The 13,053-nt window shown below is 61.6% G+C and carries 11 protein-coding genes; 8 read left to right on the forward strand and 3 right to left on the reverse strand.

Annotated elements, in window-relative coordinates; translation table 11 throughout:
* From BSU04_RS28605 to map, 3 genes are all read right to left on the reverse strand, one after another.
* A partial coding sequence (locus tag BSU04_RS28605; protein ID WP_144021379.1) for a hypothetical protein occupies positions 1–589 on the reverse strand: 589 nt, incomplete at its 3' end.
* Between the two features lie 154 nt (positions 590–743).
* The gene (locus BSU04_RS28610; RefSeq protein ID WP_089159885.1) at positions 744–3,329 is read right to left on the reverse strand and encodes a [protein-PII] uridylyltransferase; all 2,586 of its coding nucleotides are present in this window, start codon (positions 3,327–3,329) and stop codon (positions 744–746) included.
* 497 nt (positions 3,330–3,826) lie between these two features.
* On the reverse strand, positions 3,827–4,636 hold the full coding sequence (map, locus tag BSU04_RS28615; RefSeq protein ID WP_089159884.1) for a type I methionyl aminopeptidase: 810 nt from the start codon (positions 4,634–4,636) through the stop codon (positions 3,827–3,829).
* 472 nt (positions 4,637–5,108) lie between these two features.
* On the opposite strand from map, the gene rpsB reads away from it, so the two are divergent.
* The 8 genes from rpsB to rseP all read left to right on the forward strand — a co-directional run bounded on the left by rpsB (position 5,109) and on the right by rseP (position 13,042).
* Positions 5,109–5,861 carry a 30S ribosomal protein S2 gene (gene rpsB / locus BSU04_RS28625; protein WP_089159883.1) on the forward strand — a complete coding sequence of 251 codons (753 nt, stop codon included), beginning with the start codon at positions 5,109–5,111 and terminating at the stop codon, positions 5,859–5,861.
* 268 nt (positions 5,862–6,129) lie between these two features.
* A complete protein-coding gene (gene tsf / locus BSU04_RS28630; RefSeq protein ID WP_089159882.1) occupies positions 6,130–7,011 on the forward strand; it encodes a translation elongation factor Ts in 882 nt (293 codons plus the stop codon).
* Positions 7,012–7,381: 370 nt separating this feature from the next.
* A complete protein-coding gene (gene pyrH, locus BSU04_RS28635) occupies positions 7,382–8,095 on the forward strand; it encodes a UMP kinase (RefSeq protein ID WP_047896685.1) in 714 nt (237 codons plus the stop codon).
* 95 nt (positions 8,096–8,190) lie between these two features.
* Positions 8,191–8,751 (forward strand): ribosome recycling factor, encoded by a 561-nt coding sequence (frr, locus tag BSU04_RS28640; protein WP_089159881.1) that lies wholly within the window; start codon positions 8,191–8,193, stop codon positions 8,749–8,751.
* A gap of 64 nt (positions 8,752–8,815) precedes the next feature.
* Positions 8,816–9,598 carry a polyprenyl diphosphate synthase gene (uppS, locus tag BSU04_RS28645; protein WP_089159880.1) on the forward strand — a complete coding sequence of 261 codons (783 nt, stop codon included), beginning with the start codon at positions 8,816–8,818 and terminating at the stop codon, positions 9,596–9,598.
* A complete protein-coding gene (locus tag BSU04_RS28650; RefSeq protein WP_089159879.1) occupies positions 9,592–10,425 on the forward strand; it encodes a phosphatidate cytidylyltransferase in 834 nt (277 codons plus the stop codon). The genes uppS and BSU04_RS28650 overlap by 7 nt, the downstream gene beginning before the upstream one ends.
* A gap of 18 nt (positions 10,426–10,443) precedes the next feature.
* Positions 10,444–11,649, forward strand: a complete 1,206-nt coding sequence (locus tag BSU04_RS28655) for a 1-deoxy-D-xylulose-5-phosphate reductoisomerase (protein ID WP_089159878.1) — start codon at positions 10,444–10,446, stop codon at positions 11,647–11,649.
* Between the two features lie 7 nt (positions 11,650–11,656).
* A complete protein-coding gene (rseP, locus tag BSU04_RS28660; RefSeq protein WP_089159877.1) occupies positions 11,657–13,042 on the forward strand; it encodes an RIP metalloprotease RseP in 1,386 nt (461 codons plus the stop codon).
* The last annotated feature ends 11 nt before the right edge of the window (positions 13,043–13,053 follow it).

The raw sequence follows: 13,053 nt of genomic DNA on the forward strand, positions 1-13,053 counted from the left end.
CCACGGTCACCAAAGGAAGGGCGCGGGCCACGATCGCTGCTCGGACCACGCGGCGCATCACCACGCGGCGTGAACGGTCGACGTTCACCATCGCCCGCAGGCCGATCACCGCGCGGAGCGCCACGGTCACCAAAGGAAGGGCGCGGGCCACGATCGCTGCTCGGACCACGCGGCGCATCACCACGCGGCGTGAACGGTCGACGTTCACCATCGCCTGAAGGCCGATCACCGCGCGGAGCACCACGGTCACCAAAGGAAGGGCGCGGGCCACGATCGCTGCTTGGACCACGCGGCGCATCACCACGCGGCGCGTACGGTCGACGTTCACCATCGCCTGAAGGACGATCACCGCGCGGAGCGCCACGGTCACCAAAGGAAGGGCGCGGGCCACGATCGCTGCTCGGACCACGCGGCGCATCACCACGCGGCGCGTACGGTCGACGTTCACCATCGCCTGAAGGCCGATCACCGCGCGGGGCACCACGATCACCAAACGACGGCCGCGCCCCGCGGTCACCCGCGCCGCGCGAATCGTCGCTACGCGCTTTGAAAGGTTTCCGCTCACCCGCACCCGATGGTCGTGCACCACCTGCTGGTTTGTCGCTACGCACTGGCCGATCGCCGCTCGCCATGTCGGCGCGTGCGGGCTTTTTCCGTCCGGCAGCGCTGCCGGTACGGACGGGGGAACGTGCCGGCGATGCCGGGCGCGGGTGCTTCGCTGTCAGTTTGACGCGCATATATTCTCAGGCTGCGATCGCGCGCAGCAGTTCGGTTTCGACCTGGATCTGTGTCCGGTTGTCGGATAGGGTTTTGCCGTCGAGCAGGAACACGTCTTCCACGCGTTCGCCAAGCGTATTGATCCGCGCCGCGTGGACGCCGATCCGGTGCTGGGCCAGAACCCGCGCGATCGAATAAAGGAGGCCCTGCCGGTCGTTAGCCGATACGGACAGGATGTAATACTGACCACGTTCGTCGGGACGTAAATCCACGCGCGGCGTGATCGGAAAAGTGCGGACAAGCCGCGAAACACGTCCCTTCGACGGTTCCGGCAAAATGCCCTCAGCGCCCAGCAGCGTACTCAACTGCTGTTCGACGAGATTCGCAATGTCGCGATAATGCCCGTCATGGTCCGGATGCGCGACCAGAAAATTGTCTAGCGCGTAGCCGTGCCGTGTCGTCGTGACCCGTGCGTCGAGCACGGACAGGCCGTTTTTGTCGAAATAAGCGCAAATCCCGGCGAACAAATCGGGCCGGTCCTGCACATACACCAGCACCTGAAGCGCGGCGCCAATCGGCGACGGCCGCGCCCGCACGATCGGCTTTTCGCTCTCCACGTGTTTGTAAAGCACGCGGGTCTGCCAGGCGATATCGGCGGCGTCGTGACGCAGGAAATAGCCGACATCGAGCTTGTCCCACAACACTTTTTCCGCGTTTTCGGGCACGGTTTCAAGGCGCAGCAACGCGAGCGCGTCTTCCTGGCGCGACTTGAGTTCCGAATGCGCGTGCAGTTCGGCGCCGCCGAGCACGGCGCGCGTGGCGCGATACAAATCCTCGAGCAGCTTGCCTTTCCACGCGTTCCAGACCTTCGGGCTGGTGCCGCGGATATCGGCGACCGTCAGCAGATACAGCGCGGTCAGCCGGCGCTCGGTCTTGAGCATCGATGCAAATTGCTTGATGACTTCCGGATCACTCGTATCCTGCTTTTGCGCCACCTGGCTCATGGTCAGATGCTGTTCAACGAGCCACACGACCAGGTCGCTGTCGTCCGCGCCAACATCGTGTTCACGGCAAAAACGCCGTGCATCCGCCATGCCGAGCACGGAGTGATCGCCGCCGCGGCCCTTGGCGATATCGTGAAAAAGCGCCGCAATATATAGCACCCACGGGCGTTCGAAATTGCCCATCAACTGACTGCAGAACGGGTATTCATGCGCGTGTTCGGCCAACGCAAAGCGCCGGAGATTGCGCAACACCATCAGGATATGCTGATCGACGGTATACACGTGATACAGGTCATGCTGCATCTGCCCGACAATGCGCCGGAAGTTGAGCAGGTAACGCCCCAGCACGCTTGTCTGGTTCATCAGCCGCAGCGCGTGCGTGATGCCTTCGGGTTGCTTCAGGATCTCCATGAACAGACGCTGATTCTCGGGGTCCCGCCGCCAGTCGCGGCCCATCAGGTCACGTGCGTTATAGATTGCCCGGAGCGTTCGGGCGGATAAACCCTTTATGCCGCGCGTCTGTTCGTACAGCAGGAACGCTTCGAGAATGGCGTTGGGTTCGCGTTCGAAAACGTCGTCGCTGGCGATTTCCAGCATGCCCTGCTTCTCGACGAAACGCTCGTTGAGCACGCGCGTGATGCCGCTCGTCGACGGAAACAGTTGCGCTTCCACGTTCTGGATCAGGATGGTGGCAAGCTGAGTGACGGCTTTGGCGGCCCAGTAGTAGCGCCGCATGAGCTGTTCGCTCGCGCGTTTGGACGAAGTCGCTTTGTAGCCGAGGCTTTCGGCCAGCGCCGTCTGCAGGTCGAAGACGAGAATGTCCTGACGCCGCCGCGCAATGACATGCAGCCGCGCGCGCAGGGTCTTCAAAAAGCCTTCGTTGCGGCGCAGCTCGCTGGCTTCGCGTTCGGTGATGAGCTGGCGCGAATCCAGTTCGCGCCAGCTGCTGCCGAAACCGGCCGCGCGCGAGATCCATAAAATAAGCTGCAAGTCGCGCAGCCCGCCGGGACTTTCCTTGATATTCGGCTCGAGGCTGTACGGCGTGTCCTGATACTTGGCGTGCCGCTGGCGCATTTCCAGAACTTTTGCCTGGAAGAACGCACGTGGATCGAGCGTCTGCCGATACCGCGCCTCGAACGTTTCAAACAGTGTTTCGTTGCCCACTATGCGCCGCGCTTCCAGCAGCGAGGTCTGGACGGTGATGTCGTTGCTCGCTTCATCTATGCACTGCGACACCGAACGCACGCTGCTGCCGATGTCCAGGCCAAGATCCCACGCCATCCCGATCAGCTGTTCGATACGCGCAGCCAGTGAGGCGGTGTGCTCGGGCGTTTCGTCATCGGGCAGGAGGACGAGGATATCGACGTCCGAATAGGGCGCAAGTTCGCCGCGCCCATAACCACCGACCGCAATCAGCGCTGCCGATTTCGGCATCGCGCAGGCTTCCCACGCGCCTCGGAGCGCGTCGTCGGTGGCGCGCCCGAGCGCGTGCATCAGGCCATCGACATTGGTTGCGCTTTGGAAGCGCTCGAGCAAGGCGGCCTTGGCCGACTTGTATGAGGCTTTCAACGAATCAGCGCGGGGCGGGGCGTCGGCAGGTACGCTCATGGGCAGGCGGGTCGTCAAGTCAGTGGGTCAAAATTGATCGTAGCGAACAGACGGTTCGCCGGGTTTTAATCAGGTCACGTCGGTGCGGTCAGTGCGCACCCCGACACAGATTGCATGCGGCGTGCAAAGCAAGCGCTGTCTGACCAGCCTTTGACCGCGAGCGTGAGTGGTTGGGCGCGAACCAAGGCGAGATGCCGCGGCTTCCCATGCCACTCCATGCAGCAAGCTTAAGCTGTCTTTAAACCGGGCGAAATAACTGGCTTGTTCCGGCCCGACTCAAGTTCCGGCACGACTCAACGACAACCATTCACTGCGCGAAAGCGCGTGATGGGGCGCAGCAAAGCCCAAATAGCGAGATTCGGCCCGCTGAGTATCGGCAATATCGGCCGTAACACGACGCCTGCACGAATCGGCCGCAACCTGCACTGTCAAAAAACCGGCCGGCCAACGGTCGAACTACGTGCTACGAGTTCTCAGTCAAGCCCGCTTCGAGTCCTTCAAGCCGCCGCGGCGATCAATTCCGAAGGCGCTTGCGTACCCGCCGACACGGTCAGCACTTCATAGCCCGTCGGCGTGACCAGCACCGTATGTTCCCATTGCGCGGACAGGCTGCGGTCGCGCGTCTTGACGGTCCATTGGTCGGGCATGGTGCGGATATCGCGGCGGCCGGCATTGATCATGGGTTCGACGGTAAAGATCATGCCCGCCTGCAATTCGATGCCCGTGCCGGGCCGGCCGTAGTGCAGCACTTGCGGATCTTCGTGGAAGACCTTGCCCACGCCGTGGCCGCAGTACTCGCGCACCACGCTATAGCCCTGCGCTTCGGCATATTTCTGGATGGCGTGCCCGATATCGCCCAGATGCGCGCCCGGCTTGATCTGGTGGATTCCCAGCCACATGCAGTCGAACGTGGTTTGCACCAGGCGTTTGGCCAGGATCGATCCTTCGCCGACCAGGAACATCCGGCTGGTATCGCCGAAATAGCCTTCCTTGATCACGGTGACGTCAATATTCAACGCGTCGCCGTTTTTCAGCGCCTTGTCGCCGGGAATGCCGTGGCAAATCACGTCGTTCACGGAAATACAGGTCGCTTTCGGGTAGGGCGGATAGCCGGGCGGCTGGTAATTCAGCGGCGCGGGCACCGTGCCTTGTTCTTTCAGCATGTACTCGTGGCAGAGGCGATCGAGTTCGCCCGTCGTCACGCCTGCGACAATATGGGGCGTGATGAAGTCGAGCACTTCGCTGGCAAGTCGGCAGGCGACGCGCATTTGCGCGATATCGTGGTCGTTTTTCAGCGTAATGCACATGACTTGTGTCGAGAATGCGTGTAAGCGGCTGTGTTGTCGCCAATCGCGCATTATCGCACCTTACAGGGCTCGCCGCACCCAGGTGCGGGCCGGCGCGGCAGTTTTAGAGCAGTCGGCGCGCGAATTTACCGATTGCAGCGGCAGCCGCGGCGCACGATAGGGCGGTTGGGGAAAGCCGCCCCTGGCGCATATCCGAGTGAGCAGGCGTCTTGAGTCCTGCCATTTGTGCGTGATATACTCGCTGGCTAAGTCTGCATCTACTTTGCAATCATCTTTTCAAGAAGGCTTTGCTGAAAGCAATGAGTTTTTCAGGAAAGCGCGTGGAGAGGGACGAGGCAAAGAAAATCGGACTTGAATCGCAAGCCGGCGCACCCAGGGTGTCCGGCGCCCCGGATCCAGGAAACTCGATCGAGAAACACGGGGCGCCCGATGCGGCAGCCGGCTTAAGACCTAACCCTCGCGGAGAACTCTCATGGCAGTAACAATGCGTGAAATGCTGGAAGCCGGTGTCCACTTCGGTCACCAAACTCGCTTCTGGAACCCGAAGATGGCCCCGTTCATTTTCGGTCATCGCAACAAGATTCATATTATCAACCTCGAAAAAACGCTGCCGATGTACAACGACGCGCTGAAGTACGTGCGTCAACTGGCAGCGAATCGCGGCACGATTTTGTTCGTTGGCACGAAGCGCCAATCGCGTGACACGGTGGCAGAAGAAGCGCAGCGCGCTGGCATGCCTTTCGTGAACGCTCGCTGGCTCGGCGGCATGCTGACCAACTTCAAGACGCTGAAAGTATCGATCAAGCGCCTGAAGGACATGGAAGCATCGCTGGAAGCCGGTGAAACGGAACGCATGAGCAAGAAGGAAGCGCTCCTGTTCGAACGCGAGATGGCCAAGCTGGTGAAGTCGATTGGCGGCGTGAAGGACATGGGCGGCATTCCGGACGCAATTTTCGTGGTTGACGTGGGTTATCACAAGATTGCCGTGACCGAAGCCAAGAAACTGGGCATTCCGGTTATCGCCGTGGTTGATACGAACCACTCGCCGGAAGGCATCGACTACGTGATCCCGGGTAACGACGACGCTAGCAAGGCCGTCATGTTGTACACGAAGGGTGTGGCCGACGCGATCCTGGAAGGCCGTTCGAGCGCGGTGAACGAAGTCGTGCAGGCAGTTCGCAGTGGTGATGGCGACGACTTCGTGGAAGTCAACGCAGAAGCGTAAGTCTCTGCATAAGACGCCGACGTGATGTATCCGGCAAGAAAGGGGGCTTTGCGAAAGGCCCCCTTTTTTTAACCGGCCGCAACTGCGACGTAAAGTGACAACGGCAGTATTCGTGGGCAGCAGAACGCGAAACAGTCGTGAAGTATCGGTGAAGTAGTAGGCAGCACCCCAGGCAGCACCCCCATTCTGGCCGCGGGCATTTCTCGCCGGCGGCGCGTGTCAATAGTGCGAACGTGTGAAAGCACGGCACAGACTCAAGGAGCAAATGATGGCGGCAATTACCGCAAGCATGGTGGCAGAACTGCGCGCAAAGACCGACGCGCCCATGATGGAATGCAAGAAGGCGCTGACGGAAGCCGAAGGCGACATGGAGCGCGCTGAAGAGCTGCTGCGCGTGAAGCTGGGCAACAAGGCAAGCAAGGCAGCATCGCGTGTGACGGCTGAGGGCATCATCACGGCGCACATCGACGGCGGCGTGGGTTCGCTCGTCGAACTGAATTGCGAAACCGACTTCGTCGGCAAGAACGACGACTTCCTGGCATTCGGCAAAACCGTCGCCGAGATCGTGGCGAAGAGCAACCCGGCCGATGTCGCTGCCCTCGGCGCGCTGCCGCTGGAAAGCTCGACTGTCGACGCCGTGCGTCTCGCGCTGGTCGGCAAGATCGGTGAAAACGTGTCGATTCGCCGTTTCGTGCGTTTTGAATCCGCCAACAAGCTGGCGTCGTATCTCCACGGTACGCGTATTGGCGTGCTGGTCGAGTTCACGGGCGCGGACGAGCAAGTCGGCAAGGACGTTGCCATGCACATCGCTGCAATGAAGCCAGTCTCGCTGTCGTCGGACGACGTTCCGGCGGAACTGATCGCGAAGGAACGCAGCATCGCCGAGCAAAAGGCCGCTGAATCGGGCAAGCCGGCTGAAATCGTCGCGAAGATGGTCGACGGCAGCGTCCAGAAATACCTGAAGGAAGTTTCGCTGCTGAACCAGACGTTTGTTAAGAACGACAAGCAGACGATCGAACAAATGTTGAAGGCCGCTGGCGCGTCGGTGCAGAAGTTTGCGCTGTTCGTGGTCGGAGAAGGCATCGAAAAGCGTACGGACGACTTCGCTGCTGAAGTGGCCGCGCAAGTTGCCGCCGCCAAGCAAGGCTAAAGATTCAAACGGTGGTCAGGGCTGCGCAGCCGGCTAGGTGCAGCAGACGCGCGTAGCAAGTCCGGTGCAGCATCAGCCGGCCCGTTCAACCGGGCCGCTCGATGTAGACGCACTGGCCGCCGAGTCAAAAATGCAGTGAAAAGCAGCTAAATGTGAGTTCGGCGTTCCCGTATGCGGAACGTCGGTCTCGCGCCCTCATGGCGGTCAAAACCGCGCCGGACGGGCAAACCAGGGTTGATTCAGGTGAGCCCCGGGGTTAATCCGTTACGCCGCCGCGGCTTGTCCAATATGGGATGCTTGCCGGAAATATCGTTTCACCCCTACAGTTCTACGTTGTTGCACTCCCTCTCGGCGCGATCGGAACCCTCATATGCCCACAGCCTACAAACGCGTACTCCTCAAACTCTCCGGCGAAGCACTAATGGGCGACGATGCCTTTGGCATCAATCGCGCGACAATCGAAAGGATGGTGGCAGACGTCGCTGAAGTAGTGCGCATGGGTACGCAACTCGCGGTTGTCATCGGCGGCGGTAATATTTTTCGCGGCGTGGCAGGCGGTGCGGCCGGCATGGACCGTGCGACGGCAGACTACATGGGCATGCTCGCGACCATGATGAATGCGCTCGCCTTGCAGGACGCCATGCGCCACGCTGGTATCGAGGCGCGTGTGCAATCCGCGCTGCGCATGGACCAGGTGGTCGAGCCGTACATCCGCCCGCGCGCCATCCGTCAGCTCGAAGAAGGCAAAGTGGTCATTTTCGCGGCGGGTACGGGCAACCCGTTTTTTACCACCGATACCGCCGCTGCGCTGCGTGGTTCGGAAATCGGTGCGGAAGTTGTGCTGAAAGCGACCAAGGTGGACGGTGTATATTCCGCCGATCCCAAGAAAGACCCGAGCGCCACGCGCTACAGCACGATCAGTTTCGACGAGGCGATCGGCAAGAATCTGCAGGTGATGGACGCGACGGCGTTTGCGCTGTGCCGCGACCAGAAGCTGCCTATTCGCGTGTTTGCGATCAATAAGCCGGGCGCGCTCAAGCGCATCGTTCAGGGCGACGACGAAGGTACGCTCGTCCACGTGTAAACTCACGCGGTGACAAAAGGGCGAGGGCGGGCGCGCTCCCAGGGAACTGCGCTGCCACCGCCAGCACTGCACGCAATAAAAGTACGGAGGCTCAAATGAGTGTGGCTGACATTAGAAAGAGCGTCGATCAGAAGATGCAAAAGTCGATCGAAGCGTTCAAGAACGATCTCGCGAAGATCCGCACGGGCCGCGCCCACACGGGCTTGCTGGACCATATCCAGGTGGATTACTACGGCTCGAGCGTGCCCATTTCGCAAGTCGCGAACATGACGCTCATCGACGCCCGTACGATCGGCGTGCAGGCGTGGGAAAAGAAGATGGTGCCGGTGGTGGAAAAGGCGATCCGTGACTCGGATCTGGGCCTGAACCCCTCCAACCAGGGCGATCAGATCCGCGTCCCCATGCCCGCGCTGACCGAAGAACGCCGTCGCGAACTGACGAAAGTCGTCAAGAGCGAAGGCGAAAACGCCAAGATTGCCGTGCGCAATCTGCGTCGGGACGCCAACGAGCAGTTGAAGCGGCTCGTGAAGGACAAGGAAATCTCCGAGGACGACGAACGTCGTGCAAGCGATGACGTCCAGAAGCTCACCGATAAAAACGTCGCGGAAATCGACAAGCTGGTTGTGTCGAAAGAAGCCGAAATCATGACGGTTTGAGGCCGTTTCCGGTCTCTTGCGTCGTGCCGGCGCGTCACTCTGTCGATACTTAGATTCAGCGGCCATGACCTATACCAGCTCTACCGTTCGCGTACCCGATGTCGCGGCTGTCCCGCGCCATATCGCGATCATCATGGACGGCAACGGCCGTTGGGCGACGCAGCGGCGCCTGCCGCGCGTGGCCGGCCATACCCGCGGCGTAGACGCCGTGCGGGCAACGGTCGAAAGCTGTGCGCGCCAGGGCGTCGAATTCGTGACGCTGTTCGCTTTCAGTTCCGAAAACTGGCGTCGTCCGACTGACGAAGTCTCGTTCCTCATGCGCCTGTTCGTGACGGCGCTGGAGCGGGAAGTCGGCAAGCTGCACGCCAACGGCATCCGTTTGCGGGTGGTCGGCGACACCTCCATGTTCGACGACCGCATCCGTGCGCTGATCCAGCGTGCCGAAACCAAGACGGCGCGCAATACGCGCCTGACGCTGACCATCGCGGCAAACTACGGCGGCCGCTGGGACGTCATGCAGGCGGCGAAAAAACTGGCGGAGCAGTCGGTTCAGGAAGGCCGCGTCGTTCCAGTCGACGAAGCGGCGTTCGAGCAGCACCTGGCCATGGCCTATGCGCCAGAGCCGGACCTGTTCATCCGCACGGGCGGGGAGCAGCGCATCAGCAATTTCCTGTTGTGGCAGATGGCGTACACCGAACTCTATTTCACCGATACCTACTGGCCCGATTTCGACGCCGAAGCACTGGCTCGCGCGATCGAATCGTATGCTGAGCGCGAACGCCGGTTCGGGCGGACCAGCGCGCAACTCGAACCGCAATCGCAGAAGGCCGACACCCTTTCATGCTAAAGACCCGTGTCATCACGGCAATCGTCCTGCTGGCAGTGCTTCTGCCAATCACGTTATTCGCGCCGATAGGCGTTTTCGCGGCATTGATCGCCGTTGTTGTCATCTTCGCTGCCTGGGAATGGGCGCGACTGCTCAAGCTTACCGGCGGGTCGCCGGTGGTGTACGCGGTGATCGCCGGCATGGCGCTGATCGCCAGCACGCGGCTCGGGCTGGGTTACAAACCGTTGTATCAGATGGCGGCCATATTCTGGGTGCTGGCCGGTCCGTTCGCGCTTGCGCGCAAGCCCGCGCTTGCCGACGGCGCGTGGCGCGTCTTCCTGCTGTTCGCCGGCATTGTGACCTTCGTGGCCTGCTGGCACGCGCTCGTTGCGGCCCGTACGGTCGGGGTGGCGTTCGTGCTATCGCTTCTCCTAGTCGTATGGCTGGCCGACATTGGCGCATACTTCGCCGGAAAAGCGTTCGGCCGTCATAAGCTTGCACCGTCCATCAGCCCCGGCAAAACCCGCGAAGGCGCGTTGGGTGGCTGGCTGGCGGTAATGATCGTAGGCTCGGCGGGCGCGGCGACGCTGGTTTTTGCGCCGACACTGTTTTCGGCGCTGGTGGCGCATCTCGGCTGGGCCGGCGCGCTCCTCTCCTTGACGGTGCTGACCGTATTCAGCGTAATTGGCGACCTGTTCGAGTCTCTGCTGAAACGCCAGGCGGGCGTCAAGGATTCGAGCGGATTGCTGCCCGGGCACGGTGGCGTCCTTGACCGGATCGACGCATTGTTGCCTGTATTGCCGATCGCACTCCTGTTGCTCGGTCCTGTTGCCCAGTCAATCGGCTAATCGGCTAAAGAAGGATTTATGCAAAAACGTCTGACTCTGCTCGGATCCACGGGCTCGATCGGCGAAAGCACGCTCGACGTCGTGGCGCGGCACCCGGACCGCTTCACGGTCTATGCGCTGAGTGCGCATCGCAACGGCGACAAGCTCGTCGACCAATGTGTGCGATTCCAGCCGGAAGTGGCGGTGGTCGGTGACGCCGATACCGCCGCGAAGGTTGCCGCGGCGCTGCGCGCCCAAGGCTGCAAGACCGAGGTGAGCTACGGTCCGCAAGCGCTGGTGGACGTTTCGGCAAGCGCCGCCTGCGACACGGTGGTGGCCGCTATTGTCGGTGCTGCGGGCCTGGCGCCCACGCTGGCTGCCGCGCGCGCGGGCAAGCGCATCCTGCTGGCCAACAAGGAAGCGCTGGTCATGTCGGGCAAGATTTTCATTGATGCGGTGCACGACAACGGCGCGGTGCTGCTGCCGGTCGATAGCGAGCACAACGCGGTGTTCCAGTGCATGCCGCGTGAAGTGGCGCTGCACGGCGGGGTATCGAAGATCATCCTGACGGCATCCGGCGGCCCTTTCCGTACCCGCGAACCGTCAACGCTGCGCCACGTCACGCCTGACGAAGCCTGCAAGCATCCGAACTGGGCGATGGGCCGCAAGATTTCCGTCGATTCCGCCACGATGATGAACAAGGGCCTCGAAGTGATCGAGGCGCATTGGCTCTTCAACGTGCCGGGGTCGCGCATTGAAGTGCTGATCCATCCGCAAAGCGTGATTCATTCGCTCGTTTCGTACGCGGACGGTTCCGTGCTCGCGCAACTCGGCAACCCCGACATGCGCACGCCGATCGCCTATGCGTTGGCGTTTCCTGAGCGTGTGGACTCGGGCGTCGCGCAACTTGATCTCGCGCAAATCGCTTCGCTCACCTTCGAGAAGCCTGACCTGAAGCGTTTCCCGTGCCTGGCGCTCGCGCTGAAGGCGCTGGACGCTGGCGGCACCGCGAGCGCGGCGCTCAACGCGGCCAACGAGGTCGCGGTGGAGGCGTTCCTTGCTCGCCGTATCGGCTTCATGTCGATCGGGGAAGTGGTCGAGCGCGTGTTGAATGCGTTGCCGAACGGCAGTGCATCGACCCTTGATGAGGTGCTCGCCGCCGATGCCGAAGCGCGTCGCCTGGCAGGCGAGTTCGCCGCTTTGCTGACAGCCGACGCACCGCACGCCGAACGCGTCCTGCACTGAGGTCGCCATGAACTTCCTGATCGAGATCGTTGCATTTGTGGTGGCCATCGGCGTGCTGGTCGTCGTCCACGAATTCGGCCATTACAGCGTCGCGCGGCTGTGCGGCGTGAAGGTCCTGCGATTTTCGGTCGGGTTCGGCAAGACGCTCGTGAAATGGGTCAGCAAGCGCACCGGCACCGAGTGGACGATCTCAGCGCTGCCGCTGGGCGGCTACGTGAAGATGCTCGACGAACGGGAAGCTGAAGCGAGCATTCCCGAAGCCGATTTGCCGCACGCATTCAACCGTCAACCGGTGTTCAAGCGGATCGCGATTGTTGTGGCGGGGCCGGTAGCGAACTTCATTCTCGCCATTTTGCTGTTCGCCGGCGTGTTCGCGGGGGGCGTCTCCGAGCCGGCGGCGATTCTCGCGGCGCCCGCGCCCAACACCGTTGCCGCGAAGGCGGGCTTCGAAGGCGGCGAGACGATCGTTTCAATGCGCGATGTGCAGGGCAGCAGTGACGCGAGTGGCGAGACGCACAAGGTGCGCTCGTGGTCCGACCTGCGCTGGAAACTGCTTGACGCGTCATTTGATCATCGCCGCGTGGTGCTGACGGCCAGGACGAACGAGGGCACGTTCGATTTCCCGTTGAGCGTGGGCAAGATCGACGATCAGGACGTCGACCAGGATTTCATGGATAAACTCGGCTTCGAGCCGGGCGGCGGCACGCTGGCGGTAGCCGGTGTGGAAGCGGGCAGCGCGGCGGCAAGAGCGGGCTTGCAGGCCGGTGACGTGCTGCGCGCTATCGACGGCAAAAAGATCGATAACGCGATGGGTTTTATCGACTACGTGCAGCATCGTCCGGGTACGCCGGTCTCGCTGACGGTCGAGCGCAACGGCGTGGAGCGCGCAGTGCAGATCGTGCCGGAGCTCAAGCAGGACGCTGCCACGCATCGCGATGTCGGCCGGATCGGCGCGTCGCTCGCGACCCGGATTGCGGCAGTGGATGTGCGTTATGGTCCGGTCGAAAGCCTGCAGTTGGGCGTCAAACGGACGTGGGACATCAGCATTTATTCGCTGCGCATGTTCGGGCGGATGATCACGGGCGAAGCGTCGCTGAAAAATCTTTCGGGGCCGGTGACGATCGCCGACTACGCCGGCAAGAGCGCGCGGCTTGGATTGTCGGCGTTTCTTTCATTCCTCGCGCTCGTGAGTATCAGTCTTGGCGTCTTGAACTTGTTACCGATTCCGGTTCTTGACGGTGGGCATCTGTTATATTATTTGGTTGAAGCCGCAACCGGCAAGGCCGTGTCAGATCGTTGGCAGCTGGTTTTGCAGCGGGCGGGTCTTGTTTGCATCGTCGCCTTGTCGATGATCGCGCTCTTTAATGACCTTGCTCGCTTGATCCGCTTTTGATCTGGCTTGCC

The sequence above is a fragment of the Caballeronia sordidicola genome (genome assembly GCF_002220365.1).
Taxonomy (GTDB): domain Bacteria; phylum Pseudomonadota; class Gammaproteobacteria; order Burkholderiales; family Burkholderiaceae; genus Caballeronia; species Caballeronia sordidicola_C.

Coding starts and splice junctions, on each gene's coding strand:
- BSU04_RS28610 (WP_089159885.1), bottom strand. CDS start 3,329: ATGAGCGTACCTGCCGACGCCCCGCCCCGCGCTGATTCGTTGAAAGCC.
- map (WP_089159884.1), bottom strand. CDS start 4,636: ATGTGCATTACGCTGAAAAACGACCACGATATCGCGCAAATGCGCGTC.
- rpsB (WP_089159883.1), top strand. CDS start 5,109: ATGGCAGTAACAATGCGTGAAATGCTGGAAGCCGGTGTCCACTTCGGT.
- tsf (WP_089159882.1), top strand. CDS start 6,130: ATGGCGGCAATTACCGCAAGCATGGTGGCAGAACTGCGCGCAAAGACC.
- pyrH (WP_047896685.1), top strand. CDS start 7,382: ATGCCCACAGCCTACAAACGCGTACTCCTCAAACTCTCCGGCGAAGCA.
- frr (WP_089159881.1), top strand. CDS start 8,191: ATGAGTGTGGCTGACATTAGAAAGAGCGTCGATCAGAAGATGCAAAAG.
- uppS (WP_089159880.1), top strand. CDS start 8,816: ATGACCTATACCAGCTCTACCGTTCGCGTACCCGATGTCGCGGCTGTC.
- BSU04_RS28650 (WP_089159879.1), top strand. CDS start 9,592: ATGCTAAAGACCCGTGTCATCACGGCAATCGTCCTGCTGGCAGTGCTT.
- BSU04_RS28655 (WP_089159878.1), top strand. CDS start 10,444: ATGCAAAAACGTCTGACTCTGCTCGGATCCACGGGCTCGATCGGCGAA.
- rseP (WP_089159877.1), top strand. CDS start 11,657: ATGAACTTCCTGATCGAGATCGTTGCATTTGTGGTGGCCATCGGCGTG.